The organism is Microbacterium proteolyticum, assembly GCF_014192415.1.
Lineage (GTDB): Bacteria > Actinomycetota > Actinomycetes > Actinomycetales > Microbacteriaceae > Microbacterium > Microbacterium proteolyticum.
This window is the reverse complement of the sequence record NZ_JACHXY010000002.1, coordinates 413803-430095: the sequence shown is the minus strand read 5'-3', so window position 1 is coordinate 430095 and position 16293 is coordinate 413803. Positions and strand designations below refer to the sequence as shown.

17 protein-coding genes are annotated in these 16293 nt (G+C 70.3%); 12 read left to right on the top strand and 5 right to left on the bottom strand.

Annotated features, from left to right (window positions below):
• Position 1: 1 nt before the first annotated feature.
• On the top strand, positions 2 to 418 hold the full coding sequence (gene ndk / locus FHS07_RS10395; RefSeq protein ID WP_183419836.1) for a nucleoside-diphosphate kinase: 417 nt from the start codon (positions 2 to 4) through the stop codon (positions 416 to 418).
• Between the two features lie 174 nt (positions 419 to 592).
• Here ndk and FHS07_RS10390 read toward each other — a convergent pair whose 3' ends face one another.
• Positions 593 to 1189, bottom strand: coding sequence for a vitamin K epoxide reductase family protein (locus FHS07_RS10390; protein WP_183419835.1), 597 nt, complete (start codon positions 1187 to 1189; stop codon positions 593 to 595).
• A 332-nt stretch (positions 1190 to 1521) separates the two neighbouring features.
• On the opposite strand from FHS07_RS10390, the gene FHS07_RS10385 reads away from it, so the two are divergent.
• Positions 1522 to 4242 (top strand): Rne/Rng family ribonuclease, encoded by a 2721-nt coding sequence (locus FHS07_RS10385; protein ID WP_183419834.1) that lies wholly within the window; start codon positions 1522 to 1524, stop codon positions 4240 to 4242.
• Between the two features lie 208 nt (positions 4243 to 4450).
• Here the strand turns inward: FHS07_RS10385 and FHS07_RS10380 are convergent, their stop codons facing one another.
• Complete coding sequence (locus FHS07_RS10380) at positions 4451 to 4720, bottom strand: DUF4031 domain-containing protein (protein WP_183419833.1); 270 nt, start codon at positions 4718 to 4720, stop codon at positions 4451 to 4453.
• Between the two features lie 212 nt (positions 4721 to 4932).
• Here FHS07_RS10380 and rplU point away from each other — a divergent pair, with 212 nt between their 5' ends.
• The 9 genes from rplU to rsfS all read left to right on the top strand — a co-directional run bounded on the left by rplU (position 4933) and on the right by rsfS (position 11626).
• Positions 4933 to 5241, top strand: coding sequence for a 50S ribosomal protein L21 (rplU, locus tag FHS07_RS10375; protein ID WP_055836929.1), 309 nt, complete (start codon positions 4933 to 4935; stop codon positions 5239 to 5241).
• An 18-nt stretch (positions 5242 to 5259) separates the two neighbouring features.
• Entirely contained in the window at positions 5260 to 5520 is a 261-nt protein-coding gene (gene rpmA / locus FHS07_RS10370) for a 50S ribosomal protein L27 (protein ID WP_055836932.1), read from the top strand.
• A 108-nt stretch (positions 5521 to 5628) separates the two neighbouring features.
• Positions 5629 to 7173 (top strand): GTPase ObgE, encoded by a 1545-nt coding sequence (gene obgE / locus FHS07_RS10365; RefSeq protein WP_183419832.1) that lies wholly within the window; start codon positions 5629 to 5631, stop codon positions 7171 to 7173.
• The gene (gene proB, locus FHS07_RS10360) at positions 7170 to 8006 is read left to right on the top strand and encodes a glutamate 5-kinase (RefSeq protein WP_183419831.1); all 837 of its coding nucleotides are present in this window, start codon (positions 7170 to 7172) and stop codon (positions 8004 to 8006) included. The genes obgE and proB overlap by 4 nt, the downstream gene beginning before the upstream one ends.
• 4 nt (positions 8007 to 8010) lie before the next feature.
• On the top strand, positions 8011 to 9270 hold the full coding sequence (locus FHS07_RS10355; RefSeq protein ID WP_183419830.1) for a glutamate-5-semialdehyde dehydrogenase: 1260 nt from the start codon (positions 8011 to 8013) through the stop codon (positions 9268 to 9270).
• A gap of 50 nt (positions 9271 to 9320) precedes the next feature.
• Entirely contained in the window at positions 9321 to 9545 is a 225-nt protein-coding gene (locus FHS07_RS10350) for a hypothetical protein (RefSeq protein WP_055954353.1), read from the top strand.
• A 10-nt stretch (positions 9546 to 9555) separates the two neighbouring features.
• Positions 9556 to 10152, top strand: coding sequence for a nicotinate-nucleotide adenylyltransferase (nadD, locus tag FHS07_RS10345; RefSeq protein ID WP_183419829.1), 597 nt, complete (start codon positions 9556 to 9558; stop codon positions 10150 to 10152).
• Positions 10149 to 11249, top strand: coding sequence for a hypothetical protein (locus FHS07_RS10340; RefSeq protein ID WP_183419828.1), 1101 nt, complete (start codon positions 10149 to 10151; stop codon positions 11247 to 11249). Before nadD ends, FHS07_RS10340 begins: the two co-directional genes overlap by 4 nt.
• Positions 11246 to 11626: a ribosome silencing factor gene (gene rsfS, locus FHS07_RS10335; protein WP_183419827.1), complete on the top strand. Its 381-nt coding sequence runs from the start codon at positions 11246 to 11248 to the stop codon at positions 11624 to 11626. The genes FHS07_RS10340 and rsfS overlap by 4 nt, the downstream gene beginning before the upstream one ends.
• A 75-nt stretch (positions 11627 to 11701) precedes the next feature.
• Here the strand turns inward: rsfS and FHS07_RS10330 are convergent, their stop codons facing one another.
• The 3 genes from FHS07_RS10330 to FHS07_RS10320 are packed head-to-tail and all read right to left on the bottom strand — an operon-like array spanning position 11702 to position 14675.
• A complete protein-coding gene (locus FHS07_RS10330; protein ID WP_183419826.1) occupies positions 11702 to 12637 on the bottom strand; it encodes a TAXI family TRAP transporter solute-binding subunit in 936 nt (311 codons plus the stop codon).
• On the bottom strand, positions 12634 to 14022 hold the full coding sequence (locus tag FHS07_RS10325) for a sensor histidine kinase (RefSeq protein ID WP_183419825.1): 1389 nt from the start codon (positions 14020 to 14022) through the stop codon (positions 12634 to 12636). The genes FHS07_RS10330 and FHS07_RS10325 overlap by 4 nt, the downstream gene beginning before the upstream one ends.
• Positions 14019 to 14675 (bottom strand): response regulator transcription factor, encoded by a 657-nt coding sequence (locus FHS07_RS10320; RefSeq protein WP_183419824.1) that lies wholly within the window; start codon positions 14673 to 14675, stop codon positions 14019 to 14021. The genes FHS07_RS10325 and FHS07_RS10320 overlap by 4 nt, the downstream gene beginning before the upstream one ends.
• Before the next feature lie 189 nt (positions 14676 to 14864).
• Here FHS07_RS10320 and FHS07_RS10315 point away from each other — a divergent pair, with 189 nt between their 5' ends.
• Entirely contained in the window at positions 14865 to 16247 is a 1383-nt protein-coding gene (locus FHS07_RS10315) for an MFS transporter (RefSeq protein ID WP_183419823.1), read from the top strand.
• The last annotated feature ends 46 nt before the right edge of the window (positions 16248 to 16293 follow it).

Below are 16293 nucleotides of genomic sequence, written 5' to 3'. Positions count from 1 at the left end.
CATGGCCACCGAAGAGACCCTCGTCCTGGTCAAGCCCGATGGCGTCGCTCGCGGCCTCACCGGCGTGATCCTCGCCCGCATCGAGGCGAAGGGCTACGCGCTCGTCGACATCCGCCTCGTGGAGCCCGACCGTGAAACCCTCGCCCAGCACTACGCCGAGCACGAGGGAAAGCCGTTCTACGAGCCGCTGCTGGAGTTCATGCTCTCCGGCCCCTCGGTGGCGATCCGCCTCGCGGGCAACCGCGTGATCGAGGGCTTCCGCTCCCTCGCCGGCACCACCGACCCCACCACCGCCGCCCCCGGCACGATCCGCGGTGATTTCGGCCGCGACTGGGGCCTGAAGGTGCAGCAGAACCTCGTCCACGGCTCCGACAGTGTCGAGTCCGCCGAGCGCGAGCTCGCGATCTGGTTCGCCTGATCCCGGATGCCACGATGGCCGCCACTCCCACGGGGGTGGCGGCCTTCGCCGTTCGCGGGGTCCTGCCGCCGCGTGTCACCGCGGCGGTGCGCTACCTCCGTGGTCTGCGCAGAGTCAGCGGCATCCGGGGCATTCGGGTTCGGGTTGTGCGCGTGGCTGAAGATGTGCGCGGGGTCAGAACTGCGCGAGCACGTTCAGGCGCACCTGCGCGAGCACCGCGACGACGACGAAGGCGGCGATCGTCATCAGCGGCACCCACACCATCAACCGGTCCGCGACCTCGCGCACCCGGGCGCCCGGAATCACGCCCTCGCGCAGCACGTGCAGCGTGACCACGAAGAACGACGGGATCACGACCGACCACGTCACCATGCACCACGGACACAGCGTCGCGAGCACGAACAGGCTCTGCGCGATGAGCCAGAAGACGAAGGTCAGCGCGAGGGCGAAGCCGAGCCAGAACAGCGCCCAGAACCACCGGGCGAACCGCGCGCCGGCCAGCAGCGCGACGCCGACGACGATCGGGGCGATCCAGGCCGCCAGACCGATGATCGGGTTCGGGAAGCCGAAGACCGCGCCCTGGGAGGACTGCAGGTTGGCCGAGCACTGCACGAGCACGCTGAAGTCGCAGGATGCCGCAGCCCCCGGGTTCTGCAGCTGGTGGAAGCGCTCCATCGTCAGCGAGAACGCCGCCCACCAGCCGACGATGCCGGCGAAGATCAGCCAGATCGCGACGACGACCGGGCGTCGGGGGGTGACGGTTTCGCTCATGTCGCAATCCTGCCACCGCGACTTCTCCGCGCGCTGAGGACGTGGCATCCACGTGTCCGCGCGCGCCCGCCCGGCAGGCGGTCGGCATTCCGCGGAGGGCGAACCGACGTGTCCGCTGGCCCTGGCGCCGGTCCGTGCGATAATGAAGGTCGATGAGACCGCGGCCGCGCCGCAGGAACATCACCCAGAAGACTTCGGGCGACGACCGCCCTTCGCAGCACGAGCCGCAGGCCTGCTGCAGACCGAATGAGTTCGCGGCCCCGCCGGGTGCGGCGCTGCATGAGATTTCGTCGGGCGACGCGCGGTGTCGCCCGCCAGGGAGAACCCCCGACATGGCCGATGTGACAGACGATCAGACCCCCACCGACGAGAGTGCGGCCGACACGTCCGCGACGAACGCGCCCGACGCTCCGGTCGTCGAGGGCGGCAGTCCGGTCGAGGCCGGCACCGATGGCTCGGCGGCCGATGAAGACGAAGCGGCGGTCCAGGATGCCGAGGACGCCGTCGCCGACGACACCGGGGCCCCCGCGGTGCTCGAGGTCGACCAGGCGCAGTCCGCGACGTCTGTCGAAAGCGACACCGCGCAGACCGATACCGCGGTGACCGACTCCGCAGCGGCCGACACGGTGGAGACCGACACGGTGGAGACTGACGCTGTCGAGGTCGCCTCCGACGAGGCAGCGCCCGCGGCAGTCGACGCCGCCGAGACGGCACCGGAAGAGTCCGCGGCGACCGAGGCGTCGGGCGACACCGAGCCCACGGCCGAGGCGGCGACGCCCACCGCAGGCGAGACGGAAGCCGCACCCGAGGCTCCCGTCGAGTCCGAGCCCGAGCCCGAGCCCGCGCCCGCGCCCGAGGCGCCGACCGCACCCGAGAAACCCGCCCGCCCGACCGCGGTCTCGCTCGGACTGCTGCCCGAGAACTTCGTGTCGGCCGTGTCGACGGCACTGCACTTCTACGCGCCCGCCCTGCCGCCGCTCGCCCTGCGCGACGACTTCGACGATCGTGACGACAGCGATGACGACGGCCCGGCCGAGCGCGTGTCCGCCAACGCCCGTCGCCGCAACCGACGCCGTGGTGGCACCGAACCCGCCCCCGTCGAGCAGAACGACCCTCCCGCCGCCCCCGTCCGCCAGCGCGCCGTCGAGGTCATCACCGAACCGCAGCGCATCAAAGGCTCCACGCGTCTCGAAGCCAAGAAGCAGCGCCGACGCGACGGTCGCGAGGCCGGGCGTCGTCGCCCCGTCGTGACCGAGGCCGAGTTCCTCGCCCGCCGCGAGGCGGTCGACCGCGTCATGGTCGTACGCTCCAAGGCCGGTCGCATCCAGATCGCCGTGCTCGAGGACAACGTGCTCGTGGAGCATTACGTCGCCCGCAACCAGGACGCCTCCCTCATCGGCAACGTCTACCTCGGCCGCGTGCAGAACGTGCTGCCCAGCATGGAAGCCGCGTTCGTCGACATCGGTCGCGGACGCAACGCCGTGCTGTACTCCGGCGAGGTCGACTGGGAGGGCGTCGAGACCAACAATCAGCCCCGCCGCATCGAGCTCGCCCTCAAGTCGGGCGACCGTGTGCTCGTGCAGGTGACCAAAGATCCCGTGGGCCACAAGGGCGCGCGCCTGACCAGCCAGATCTCGCTTCCGGGTCGCTACCTCGTGTACGTGCCGAACGGCACGATGAACGGCATCTCGCGCAAGCTCCCCGACACCGAGCGGGCCCGCCTGAAGAAGATCCTCAAGGAGGTGCTCCCCGAGTCGTCCGGCGTGATCGTGCGCACGGCCGCAGAGGGCGCCACCGAGGAGCAGCTGACCCTCGACGTGCAGCGCCTCACCTCGCAGTGGGAGCACGTCTCGAGCCAGCTCAAGACCATTCAGGCCCCCGCCCTGCTGCACTCCGAGCCCGACCTGCTGGTCAAGATCGTGCGCGACGTCTTCAACGAGGACTTCACGCGCATGCTCATCCAGGGCGAGGAAGCGCTGCAGACGATCTCGAGCTACCTCCAGGGCGTCGCCCCCGACCTGCTCGAGCGCGTCGAGAAGTACGAGGGCGAGCAGGACCCGTTCGACGCGTTCCGTGTCACCGAGCAGATCGAGAAGGCCCTCGACCGCAAGGTGTGGCTGCCCTCCGGCGGTTCGCTCGTCATCGACCGCACCGAGGCCATGACCGTCGTCGACGTCAACACCGGCAAGTTCGTCGGCTCGGGCGGCAACCTCGAAGAGACCGTCACGAAGAACAACCTCGAGGCGGCCGAAGAGATCGTGCGCCAGCTGCGTCTGCGTGACATCGGCGGCATCATCGTCGTCGACTTCATCGACATGGTGCTCGAGTCCAACCGCGACCTCGTGCTGCGCCGACTCATCGAATGCCTCAGCCGGGACCGCACGAAGCACCAGGTCGCCGAGGTCACCTCGCTCGGGCTCGTGCAGATGACGCGCAAGAAGCTGGGCCTCGGCCTGCTCGAGACCTTCAGCGAGGCGTGCGAGGTGTGCGCCGGTCGCGGCGTCGTCGTGCACCACGACCCGGTGGTCAAGCACCGTCCGTCGGGAACCGCGAACGGCAACGGCAACGGCAACGCGAACGGCGGGTCCTCGAACCGTCGTGGGCGCGGCGGCAACGCCGGTTCGTCGAACAACGCGTCCTCCTCCGCAGGCAACACCGGTCACAGCGCCGGCAACGGTGCGGCAGCAGCCGCGAACGGCGGCACGCACGTCATCACCGAGGGCGTGAAGTCCGCGCTCGCTCAGATCGCGGCATCCACCGTCAAGCCGACGGTCGATGATCCCGCCATCGTCGAGGCGGCGGTCGTGGCATCCGTCGAAGCCGTCCTCGAGGCGAAGGTCGAAACCGAGGCACCGGCGCCGGCGCGTGAGAAGCGCCCGCGCAAGAAGCGCGAGCCCAAGGCGCCGCGCACCGAGAAGGACGCCCTGCTGGAGTCGGTGCTCGAGGCTCTGCCGGAGCCGAAGGCCCCGGGGCAGGGCCGCTCACGCCGCCGCGTGACCACGGCGGCGCTCACCGGCACCCCGGTCAACGCGCAGCCCCCCACGGAGTCCTGAGCCCGACGTCGTACGTGAGGGGTTGCTCCTCGTCGCCGAGCGAGCTCGCGCGACCGGGAGCGACCTCTCCGCCGGTCCGGGTTCGCGCGCCGTCTCGGAGCGATCCCTGGGTGCGTCTGCGCCGGGCCGGGCGTCCGAATGCGTTCCCGTCGGGACCGCACCGGATGCGTCCCCGCGGGCACCGCGCCCGATGTCGGGGAGGGGCGTGTCAGGAGCGTCGGTCGCGGGCGGTGACGCGCAGGCCCGAGGACCGCAGGCGTCGCACGAGCTCCTTGCCGCCGACGTGCTCGGCGCCGGCGGCGACCAGGTCGGCGTGGCGCTCGTCGGGCACGTCGTAGTGGTCGAGGTCGAAGGCGCGGCGGGGGATGCCGGCGGCGGCGGCGAAGGCGTGCAACTCGTCGAGGTCGCTGTCGCTCACGAGGTGCGCCCACAGGCGTCCGTGCGCGGGCCACTGCGGGTCGTCGATGAGGATCGCCATTCCGTGATCCTATGGTCGACACGCGGGTCGTATGCTTTTGCCGGATGCCGCCCGGTGAGCTAAACTTGACCCTTGGTGCGTCGCGTCCGCCCTACGGGAGCGTGACCCCGCTGACTTTCGTCGGCCGGATCGCACCGAGACTTGGGTCATCAGACCCTCCCAACGTCATCAGACAACCGGAGCCCCGCGCTCCCGAACGAAACAGGTGTGAAGTGGTTTACGCAGTTGTGCGCGCCGGCGGCCGCCAGGAGAAGGTCCAGGTCGGCACGGTCGTCGTGCTCGACCGCCAGAAGGCGAAGATCGGCGAGAGCATCCAGCTGCCCGCCGTCCTGTTCGTCGACGGCGACGCGGTCACGACCGACGCCGACAAGCTCGCGAAGGTCTCGGTCACGGCCGAGGTGCTCGGCGAGGAGCGCGGTCCGAAGATCGTGATCCAGAAGTTCAAGAACAAGACCGGCTACAAGAAGCGCCAGGGCCACCGCCAGGACCTCACGCGCGTCAAGATCACCGGCATCAAGTAAGAGCCAGGAGACGCAGAGATGGCACACAAAAAGGGCGCAAGCTCCACCCGTAACGGTCGTGACTCCAACGCACAGCGCCTCGGCGTGAAGCGCTTCGGTGGTCAGGTCGTCCTCGCCGGCGAGATCATCGTCCGCCAGCGTGGCACGCACTTCCACCCCGGCGCCAACGTCGGCCGTGGTGGCGACGACACGCTGTTCGCTCTGGCTCCCGGTGCGGTGCAGTTCGGCGCCAAGGGCGGCCGCAAGGTCGTCAACATCGTCACCGCCGCAGCGGAGTAATTCCCGCGCTTCGGCGCTCGAGGGGGTGGGCGAAGCCCACCCCCTCCTTTCATTTCCCGAACCGGCTGCCGCGCGTCTGGTTTGCTCGATCACCCGGAAGGACCCGCCATGGTCACCTTCGTCGACCGCGTCACCCTGCACCTGCGTGCGGGCAAGGGCGGCAATGGCTGCGTCTCCGTGCGCCGCGAGAAGTTCAAGCCGCTGGCCGGTCCCGACGGCGGAAACGGTGGCGGTGGCGGCGACGTCGTGCTCATCGCCGATCCGCAGGTCACGACCCTGCTGTCGTACCACCACTCGCCGCACCGTTCGGCGGGCAACGGCGGTTTCGGCATGGGCGACCACCGCTCGGGCGCGGAGGGCGAGGATCAAGAGCTCCCGGTCCCGCTCGGCACCGTCGTGAAAGACCCCGACGGCACGGTGCTCGTCGACATGCTCACCCCCGGCATGCGCTTCGTGGTCGCGCCGGGTGGCCTGGGCGGCCTCGGCAACGCCTCGCTGTCCTCACCCAAGCGCAAGGCTCCGGGTTTCGCCCTGCTGGGCACCCCCGGCTGGGAGGGCGACGTCGTCCTCGAGTTGAAGACCGTCGCCGATATCGCGCTCGTCGGCTTCCCCTCGGCAGGCAAGTCGAGCCTCATCGCCGCCGTGTCCGCTGCGCGTCCCAAGATCGCCGACTACCCCTTCACCACCCTTCACCCCAACCTCGGTGTCGTGCAGTCGGGCGATGTGCGTTTCACCATCGCCGATGTGCCCGGACTCATCGAGGGCGCGAGCGAGGGCAAGGGCCTGGGCCTGGAGTTCCTGCGTCACGTCGAACGGTGCACCGCGCTGGTGCACGTGCTCGACTGCGCCACGCTCGACCCGGGCCGCGACCCGCTGAGCGACCTCGACATCATCCTCGCCGAGCTCGGCGCCTACCCCGTGCCCGAGGGGCAGACACCGCTGCTGGAGCGTCCGCAGATCGTCGCCCTGAACAAGATCGACGTGCCCGAGGCCCGCGACCTCGCCGACTTCGTTCGTCCCGACCTGGAGGCCCGCGGCTTCCGCGTGTTCGAGATCTCGACGGTCAGCCGCGCCGGACTGCGCGAACTCACCTTCGCGCTGGCCGACGTCGTGGAGCAGCACCGTCTCGCCACCATCGACGACGCGCCCGTCGAGCGCATCGTCATCCGCCCGCAGGGTTCGCGCAAGGACTTCGAGGTCAAGGTCGAGGGCGGCACCTACGGTCCCGTCTACCGCATCCTCGGCGACAAGCCGGTGAAGTGGGTGCAGCAGACCGACTTCCAGAACGAAGAGGCCGTGGGCTATCTCGCCGACCGCCTCGCGCGCCTGGGCGTCGAAGAGGGTCTGTTCCGCGCCGGTGCGGTCGCGGGTGCGACCGTCGTCATCGGTCCCGGCGACGGCATCGTGTTCGACTGGGAGCCCACGCTCACCTCCGCCGCCGAGTTGATGACCGCCCCGCGCGGTACCGACCCGCGCCTCGTGCAGAACCCCCGACGCACGTCCTCCGAGCGCCGCGAGCGGTATCACGAGCGCATGGATGCCAAGGCCGAAGCCCGCGCCGAGCTCGAGACCGAGCGCCGGGCGGCGCGCGCCGCCGGCATCACCCCCGACGGCGACTCGACGGTGGTCGGCGACGAGGACGACGCCCGGTGACGGCCGAGACCCGCGCCGACATCCCCGGAGCCGCCCGGGTCGTGGTGAAGGTGGGCTCGTCGTCCATCAGCGGCGACGGCGCACACCGCATCGACACCATCGTCGAGGCCCTGGCCGGCGCCCATCGTGCGGGCACTGAGGTGGTGCTGGTGTCCTCCGGCGCGATCGCGACCGCGCTGCCGCTGCTCGATCTGGGCGGGCGTCCGAACGACCTGGCGACCCAGCAGGCCGCAGCGGCGGTCGGGCAGAACGTGCTCATGTGGCGTTACCAGACCTCCCTCGATCGCTTCGGGCTGCTCGCAGGTCAAGTACTGCTGACCGCCGGTGATCTCGAGAACGCCACGCACCGCTCCAACGCCCGACGGGCCATGGAGCGACTGCTCGGACTCGGCATCCTCCCGATCGTCAACGAGAACGACACGGTGGCCACCCACGAGATCCGCTTCGGCGACAACGACCGGCTGGCAGCCCTGGTCGCTCAGCTCATCGGCGCCGACGCGCTCGTGCTGCTGAGTGACATCGAGACGCTCTTCACCCGGCCGCCCAGCGAACCGGGCGCGCGCCCCATCACCGACGTGGAGTGGGGACACGATCTGTCGGAGTTCGAGTTCGGCGCGGGCGTCGTCAACGGCGTGGGCACCGGGGGAGCGGCCACCAAGGCCTCTGCCGCGAAGGTCGCCTCGACAGCCGGGGTCGGCGTGCTCGTCACGAGCGCGGATCTGGTGGCATCCGCCCTCGCCGGTGAGTCCGTCGGCACGTGGTTCGCCCCCAATCCCGATCCCGTCACCCTGGCGACGGGGCCCGTGGGTGCCGTGAGCGCGCCGGTACACTGAGCGCATGACCGTCATCGCCGCCTCCGTCGACGAGCGCCTGCGTCTCGCGAAAGACGCGGCGCGCGAGATCGCGCTCCTCGACTCTGCTCGGAAGAGCGCCCTGCTGAACGCCGTGGCCGACGCCCTCGTGACCGCGTCCGACGAGATCGTCGCCGCCAACGCCGACGACCTCGCCCGGGGGCGGGCGGATTCCATCGGCGACGCGCTCCTGGACCGTCTCCGCCTCGACACCGCGCGGGTGGCCGCCCTGGCCGCCGCCGTCCGCGACGTCGCCGATCTGCCCGACCCGGTCGGACGCGTGCTCGATGAGCGCACACTCCCCAACGGCATCCAGCTGCAGAAGGTCGCGGTGCCGTTCGGTGTCGTCGGGTCCATCTACGAGGCACGCCCCAACGTCACGGTCGACATCGCCTCGCTCGCCCTGCGCTCCGGCAACGCCGTCGTGCTGCGCGGCGGGTCTGCGGCCGAGAGCACGAACGCCGTCCTCGTGTCGGTCATGCGCGACGCGCTGCAGTCCCAGGGCGTGTCGCCCGAGGCCGTGCAGAGCGTCGACGATTTCGGTCGAGCGGGTGCTCGCGCCCTCATGAACGCCCGCGGCCTGGTCGACGTGCTCGTGCCGCGGGGGAGCGCCGGTCTCATCGAGACCGTCGTCACCGAGTCCACCGTGCCGGTGATCGAGACCGGGGCCGGAGTGGTGCACGTCTACCTCGACGCCACCGCCCGCGACGACTGGGCGCGCGACATCGTCCTCAATGCCAAGACCCAGCGCCCCAGCGTCTGCAACGCCGTCGAGACCGTGCTCGTGCACCGCGGCGCGGCCGACCGACTGCTGCCGGAACTGCTGGCCTCCCTGTCCGACGCCGGAGTCACCGTGCACGGAGACGACGAGACCCGTGCGCACGACGGGCGCGTGGTCGCGGCGACCGAAGACGACTGGGCACGCGAGTACGGCACGCTCGATCTGGCCGTGCGTGTCGTCGACGACCTCGACGACGCCCTCGCCCACATCCGTCGCTACTCGACCCACCACACCGAGTCGATCATCACCGACGATCGGGCCGCCGCCGACCGCTTCCTCGCCGAGGTCGACTCGGCCGTCGTGTTGGTGAACGCCTCCACGCGCTTCACCGACGGGGGCGAGTTCGGCTTCGGCGCCGAAGTCGGCATCTCGACCCAGAAACTGCACGCCCGCGGACCCATGGGACTCGCCGAGCTGACGAGCACCAAGTGGCTCGGGCGCGGCGGCGGCCAGGTCCGCGCCTGACCGCCTAAAATGGCTTTGCGCGCCGCGCAGACCACTCGAACGGAGTACTGATGACTTTCGCCACGCTTCTCGCCCACGCCGCCGAAGAAGGCGGACACCACGGCGGCAACGTGCAGGCCGAGACCTTCTGGGTCGGTGCCGTGGCATTCGTGGTCTTCGTGCTGCTGAGCCTGGTCACGCTGTCGTACCGCAACGTGTCGAACCGTCACGCGCACAAGGCCGAGGCCTACGCGCAGAAGCACGGCGCGCCTGTCCCCGAGGCGCACGGCCACTGAGGCCCACCGTATGTCGGTGACGCGCGCCCCTCGCATCGGGGTCATGGGTGGGACGTTCGATCCCATCCATCACGGTCACCTCGTTGCGGCGTCCGAGGTCGCGCAGTCGTTCGATCTCGATGAGGTCGTCTTCGTGCCCACGGGCCGCCCGTGGCAGAAGGACGACGTCACCGAGAGCGAGCACCGCTATCTCATGACGGTGATCGCGACGGCATCGAATCCGCAGTTCACCGTCAGCCGCGTCGACGTCGATCGGGCCGGCCCCACCTACACGATCGACACGCTGCGCGATCTGCGCGAGCAGCGTCCGGGCGCCGAGCTGTTCTTCATCACCGGCGCCGACGCGGTCCAGCAGATCCTCAGCTGGCGCAACCACCAGCAGTTGTGGGACCTGGCGCACTTCGTCGCCGTCTCGCGTCCCGGTCACGTCCTGAGCACCGAGGGGCTCCCCTCCGAGAACGTGAGCCAATTGGAGATCCCCGCCCTGTCGATCTCGTCCACAGACTGCCGCGCCCGCGTGCGCCGAGGACACCCCGTGTGGTACCTCGTGCCCGACGGCGTCGTGCAGTACATCGCGAAGCACCATCTCTATCGGAGCAAGGCATGAGCACTCCCGACACCCCCGAGACGCCCGCCCTGACCCGCCGTCAGTTGCGAGAGCTGCGTCAGACCGGCGCGACGCCGATCATCACGCCGAACGACTACACCGTCGCCCCGGAGGCCGTGGTCCCGGATGCCGCGGACCCGGATGCCGCGGACCCGGCAGCCGAGCCCGAATCCCCGACCGCCGAGCGTCCGGGTTCGGATGCAGCGTTCCCGGCCACCGAGCCCGCATCCCCGGATGCCGTGACCCCGGCCGCCGAGCCCGAGGCGCCCGCGGTCATCGAGGCCGTCCCGGCCCCCGACGAACGGACGGCATCGATCGACGCGGCGCGCCCGGTCGATCCGACGCCGGCGGCGGCCTTCGACTCCTACGCCGAGGCCGGCGCCGACCACGGTGTCTCCGGACTCACCCGCCGGCAGGCGCGCGCGCAGGAGAAGATCCGTACGGCATCCGTGCCCGTGATCAGCCCCGACCTCGAGACGTCGGCGCCGCTCGTCGCCTCCGCGCCGACGCACGATGAGGCACCGCAGCCGGCCATCTTCCGCCCGGCGGCGGCTGAGGCCCCCGCCCCCGCCCCCGCGGCGGCTCCCGCGCCGTCGGTGGTCAACCCCGCCCTCGGCTCCGAGCTGCTCGACGGAGCGACGCCCGATGCGTCGCTCCCGTCGTCGTTCGACCAGCTCCTCTCTCGCACCACCGGCGCCACCGGTACCGTCTCGACCCCGAATTCGCTAATCCTCTCGCAGACGCCGACGGGCGCACCGCTCGTCGGCCCGGTGACCGCGACCGGCGAGATCATGATCACGGGCACGTTCGACCTGCCCGAGGGCCTCGGCTCGGTCGGGCACGCTCCCGGCACCACCGACGGCCGCGACGCCGACGCCGTCCTCCTCGACGGCGAGCTTCCGGCCGCCTCGTCACCCACCCCGATCGCGGCCAGCGCCGCGATCAGCACCGTCAAACAACCCGGGGAGATCATCCGTCCCCCGGCGCCCGAGAAGGGGAGCAAGCTCCTCGTGGGTCTCATCATCACGACGGGTGCTCTCTTCCTGGCGGTGGTCGGAACCCTCGGCCTCGCCTTCACGACAGGAGTCTTCCGATGACCGCCACCACCACTGGCAAAGAGATGGCGCAGATCGCCGCTCTCGCCGCCGACGCCAAGGGCGGCGACGACCTCGTCGCCCTCGACGTGTCCGAGCCCCTTCCCCTCGTCGACGTCTTCCTCCTCGTCACCGGTCGTAACGAGCGCAACGTCGCCGCGATCGCCGACGAGATCGAGGAGAAGCTGCTCGAGGCCGGCCACAAGCGCCTCCGCCGCGAGGGCCGTCAGGAGTCCCGTTGGGTGCTGCTCGACTTCGGCGACCTCGTCGTGCACGTCTTCCACGAAGAGGAGCGCGTGTACTACGGCCTGGAGCGCCTGTGGAAGGACTGCCCCGTGGTCCCGCTCGAGATCCCCACGCCGGCGCACGCCGCGGAGTAACCCTCGCCCGACGACGCCCTCTGCCCCACGGCAGGGGGCGTTCTTCGTACCCGGGGCTCGCTGCCGTGGCGTCGCTCAGCCGTACCGCTCGCGATACCTGCGCTCGGCGGCGGAATGCAACGGCACGGGCAGCGTGTCGATCAGACTCGCCGGTGTCAGGTACTGGATGCCGAGGGAACCGGGCGGCACGAGGCGCGCGGCGTCGTCGATGAGCACGTCGACCAGGCGACGCGCGAGGTCGTCATCGAGGCCGCGGTGGGTCAGGAGCAGGTTGGCGACGCCGATCGTCGGAACAGGCGATTCGGCGCCGTAGACGCCCGCGGGGATCGTCGTGGCGGCGTATGCGTCGGGGTACCTTCGCAACAGTTCGGGCAGGACGGGCGTCGTGTCGAGCACGCGGATCGGTGTTCGATCGGCAAGGGCGGCGATCTGGGGTGTCGGAACGCCGCCCGACCAGAAGAGCGCGTCGATGCGGCCCTGCTCGAGATCGCCGACCGCGTCGCGGAACGGCCGTTCGATCATGCGGGGAGGCGTCGAGGTCGACGTCAGGCCCCCGGCATCCAGAAGCCGGCGAGCGGTCGCCGCCGCTCCCGATCCCGCCGCGCCCAGTGAGATGACGCGACCGGAGAGGTCGGTGAGCGAGGTCAAGCCGTCGTCCGCGCGCACGAGGCATTGGAGGTAGTTCTGGTACACCCTGCCGATGGCGACGAAGCCGTCGCCCGTGGTGGCTGCGGCCGCGGAATCCGAGAGCGAGAGCGCCAGGTCGACGCCCCCTGCATCGAGCAGTGCGAGGTTCTCGACGCTGCCCTCCGTTACGAGCGCGGTGATCTCGACGCCGCCGGTGTCGCGCGCGGCCGAACTCAGAAGCTCGCCGAACTGCAGGTAGCTGCCGCCGGGCTCGCCGCAGCCCAGGGTCAGGGTGCGGGACGGGGTGCGCGAGCAACCGGCGACGCCGACCGCGCCGACCGCGATGCCCGCCCACAGGAACCCGCGTCGCGTGAGCCCCGTCACGATCGCTCCCACGCCAATCGAGCCGCGAGCCCCCCGTGCGCGGAGCGTTCGAGGTCGAGCCGCCCGCCGGCGGCGCGCATCAGCTGGGCGACGATCGCGAGTCCGAGACCCGTTCCGGTCTGCGTCGCGTCACGGCCGGCACGCCAGAACCGCGTGCCCATGCGGGCGAGGTCGTCGTCGGCGAGTCGCGTCCCGGAATCCTCGACCACGAGCCGGATGCCGTCGGCATCCTGTGCGAGACCCACGTGCACCTCGGCCGCGGGGCCGGCGTACTTGGCTGCGTTGTCCAACAGCACGTCGAGCATCTCGTCGAGGTCGGCGCGCCCGCACGGGACGGTCACCGCCGGGCCCGGCGCGGTCGTGAGCAGAAGCCCTGCGACCTCCAGTCGGTCGCGGTGACGGTCCGTGATCTCATCGGCCGTGACCGTACACTCCCGCACGGCGCCCTCATCGCGAGCCGGGTCGCGCCCCTGCGACTGCGCCGAGGCGCGGTGCTCCGCATTGGCGAGGGTGAGCATGCGCTCCACGGTGTGCTCGAGGCGGTCGAGATCCGCGTCGACGGCTGACAGCTCGGCCTCCGCCTCATCGCCGCGGGGGAGGCCGTCGACCCGGAGCCGGATGGCGGCGAGCGGTGTGCGCAACTGATGCGAGGCGTCGGCGACGAATCCGCGCTGCTGCTCCAGGCTGCTCTCCACCTCGGCGGTCATCTCCCCGAACGCGCGGCTCAGTCGTCGCAGTTCGGGCGGGCCGGAGGGGCGCAGGGGCGTGGGGTCGCGGTGGGCGGTGACGTCGGCGACGGCGGCGTCGAGGGCGCGCACCGGACGCAGGATCCACCGTGTCCACAGCAACGACGCGCCCATCAGAGCACTGAGCAGCAGCACGCCGACCACGACGATCACGGCCCAGGCGCGCGACACGTCCGTCTGCGCGTCGCGGAGGTCGACGGCCAGCACGACGACGCCGGTCGACAGGTCGCCGGCGGCGATCACCGGCACGGCTACGACGGCCGTGTCCGCGCCCCAGGGTGTGACACGGGGGAGCACGAGCTGGGGGAGAGCTCGGGATGCCGCGGTCACGAGCGCGTCGACACGCTCGTCGCGCGACACGTCGCCGGCGGAGGCGACGGCATCCCCGCTCTCATCGAGCACGAGCACCGATTCGGCGTAGACCGCGTGGAAGCGCTGCAAGTAGGTCTGGAGACCCTCGGCGTCGCCCTGCACGAGCGCGGTACGGGCACGCTGCACCACCTGGTCGAGGGCGGCGGTTCGCTGCAGGGCGAGCTGCTGCGTGCGGGAGTCGGCGATCGACTGGGCGACGGGGATGAGCACGGCAACCACCGCGATCAGCCCGAAGACGAGCAGCGGCAGCAGGACGCGCACCTTCATCCGGCATCCTCGAGGCGGTAGCCGACGCCGCGAATCGTGGTGATGGTCAGTTCGGGGAGCTTCTGGCGCACCTGACCCAGGTGCACGTCGAACGAGCGCGACGACGTCGCGTACGCGTCGCCCCATACGTCGTCGAGCACCTGCGGACGGCTGACGATCTGGCCCGTACGCCGGGCGAGCGAGACCAGGATGCCGAACTCGTTGGGAGTGAGCGCCACCTCGCGCCCGTCGGCGGTCACGCGTCGGGCGTCGACGTCGATGTCGACCGAACCGACCTGCACGCGCGTGGGCTCCTCCGGAGGGCTGTAGCGGCGGGTGACCGCGAGCAGGCGAGCGAGTAGCTCGTGCAGGCGCACCGGCTTGACCAGGTAGTCGTCGGCACCGAGCGACAGCGCCCGCACCGTCGAGCGCTCGTCGCCGCGCGCGGTGACGACGATGACCGGAATGTCACTCACCGCGCGCAGCTGGCGGAGGGCGTCGAGGCCGTCCATGTCTTCCAGGCCCAGGTCGAGCAGCACGACCTGCGCGTCACGGTGGCGCAGCAGCACGTCGCTCCCTCGGCTGACGCGCGTGCTCGCGTGGCCGGCGCGCTGCAATGCCGAGGCGAGCGCTGCGGCGACGGAGCCGTCGTCCTCGGCCACGAGTACGTGCATGTCTTCATCGTAGGCATGCCCCTGCGCAGGGAACCGCGGCGGGCCGGGCGCGAATGTAAGGCGGATGTAAGGATCCGCACGGAGGGCCGCCGATCGTCGACAGGATGTCGGCATACGCCTCGTCGTCGTCGCCGGGACATCCCTGTGGCGAACGAGACGAGAATCGTCCATCGATCGATCGGATCTCGCATGTCAACGACGACAACACCGGCCACCACGACCACGATCCCCACGAGCCTTCGACGCTCCATCTCGAACACCCTAAAAGGCTCGGCGGGCAACCTCGTCGAATGGTACGACGTCTACGTCTATTCGGTGTTCGCGGTCTACTTCGAGTCGCAGTTCTTCAGTTCCGATGACAAGAATTCGACCATCTACGTGTGGGCGATCTTCGCCGTCACCTTCCTCATGCGCCCCATCGGCTCATGGTTCTTCGGCCGCTTCGCCGACCGACACGGTCGACGGCTGTCCCTGACGGTGTCGGTCTCGCTGATGGCGTTCTGCTCTCTGATCATCGCCTTCGCCCCCACCGCCGAGATGATCGGCGTCGGCGCCGTCGTCATCCTGGTGTTCGCCCGTCTCGTGCAGGGCTTCGCGACCGGTGGCGAATACGGTACGAGCGCGACCTACATGTCGGAGGCCGCCATGCCCGGCCGACGCGGCTTCCTCTCTTCGTTCCACTACGTCACCCTCGTCGGCGGTCACGTGCTGGCTCAGACGACCCTGCTCGTCATGGTGCTCACTCTCGACGAGGAAGCGATCACGTCGTGGGGCTGGCGCGTCGCGTTCGCCATCGGCGGTGTCGCGGCGGTCGCGGTCTTCTGGATGCGGCGCACGATGGACGAATCGCTGGAGAAGAGCGTCATCGACGACACCAAGTCGGGCCGGTCGAAGGACTCGGGCTCGATGCGCGACCTCCTCGTGAACAACTGGCGTCCGCTCTTGCTCTGCTTCGCCGTCACCGCGGGCGGAACGGTCGCGTTCTACACCTACTCGGTCACCGGTCCCAACATCGTCAAGACCGCCTTCTCGGGTGGTGACGTGATCACCGGCACCGTGATCAACCTCATCGCCCTGACCGCTCTGATGCTCATGCAGCCCCTCGGCGGCTGGCTGAGCGACAAGGTCGGCCGCAAGTCGCTCCTGGTCTTCTTCGGCGTCGGCGGCGTGCTGTACACGTGGTTCCTCATCACGATGCTCCCGCAGCAGACGAACGAGTTCGCGGCCTTCGCGATCCTGTTCGGCGGTTTCGTCATCCTCACCGGCTACACCTCGATCAACGCGCTCGTGAAGGCGCAGCTCTTCCCCACGCACGTGCGTGCTTTGGGTGTCGGTCTCGGATACGCCCTCGCCAACTCCCTGTTCGGTGGCACCGCGCCCCTGTTGTACGCCGGAGCCCAGAGCACCGAGCAGGTGCCGCTGTTCATCGTCTACGTGACGATCATCATCGCCGCATCCCTCGCTGTCTACATCTTCGCCCTGCGCAACAAGGCGCCGAACTGGCTCGACGACGAGCTCGTCATGCGCGAGGCGCAGACCTCGCGGACGCGCGTGCCGGTCTCGTCGCGCTGATCCCCTTCCCTCGGACGCCCCCACCGCAGGGTGGGGGCGTCCGTCG

Excerpts from the sequence above, each read along its gene's own strand:
- FHS07_RS10390 (WP_183419835.1), bottom strand. The coding sequence starts at position 1,189 with ATGAGCGAAACCGTCACCCCCCGACGCCCGGTCGTCGTCGCGATCTGG.
- rsfS (WP_183419827.1), top strand. The coding sequence starts at position 11,246 with ATGACCGCCACCACCACTGGCAAAGAGATGGCGCAGATCGCCGCTCTC.
- FHS07_RS10385 (WP_183419834.1), top strand. The coding sequence starts at position 1,522 with ATGGCCGATGTGACAGACGATCAGACCCCCACCGACGAGAGTGCGGCC.
- ndk (WP_183419836.1), top strand. The coding sequence starts at position 2 with ATGGCCACCGAAGAGACCCTCGTCCTGGTCAAGCCCGATGGCGTCGCT.
- obgE (WP_183419832.1), top strand. The coding sequence starts at position 5,629 with ATGGTCACCTTCGTCGACCGCGTCACCCTGCACCTGCGTGCGGGCAAG.
- FHS07_RS10320 (WP_183419824.1), bottom strand. The coding sequence starts at position 14,675 with ATGCACGTACTCGTGGCCGAGGACGACGGCTCCGTCGCCGCAGCGCTC.
- FHS07_RS10380 (WP_183419833.1), bottom strand. The coding sequence starts at position 4,720 with ATGGCGATCCTCATCGACGACCCGCAGTGGCCCGCGCACGGACGCCTG.
- FHS07_RS10350 (WP_055954353.1), top strand. The coding sequence starts at position 9,321 with ATGACTTTCGCCACGCTTCTCGCCCACGCCGCCGAAGAAGGCGGACAC.
- FHS07_RS10340 (WP_183419828.1), top strand. The coding sequence starts at position 10,149 with ATGAGCACTCCCGACACCCCCGAGACGCCCGCCCTGACCCGCCGTCAG.
- rpmA (WP_055836932.1), top strand. The coding sequence starts at position 5,260 with ATGGCACACAAAAAGGGCGCAAGCTCCACCCGTAACGGTCGTGACTCC.
- nadD (WP_183419829.1), top strand. The coding sequence starts at position 9,556 with ATGTCGGTGACGCGCGCCCCTCGCATCGGGGTCATGGGTGGGACGTTC.
- FHS07_RS10315 (WP_183419823.1), top strand. The coding sequence starts at position 14,865 with ATGTCAACGACGACAACACCGGCCACCACGACCACGATCCCCACGAGC.
- FHS07_RS10355 (WP_183419830.1), top strand. The coding sequence starts at position 8,011 with ATGACCGTCATCGCCGCCTCCGTCGACGAGCGCCTGCGTCTCGCGAAA.
- FHS07_RS10325 (WP_183419825.1), bottom strand. The coding sequence starts at position 14,022 with ATGAAGGTGCGCGTCCTGCTGCCGCTGCTCGTCTTCGGGCTGATCGCG.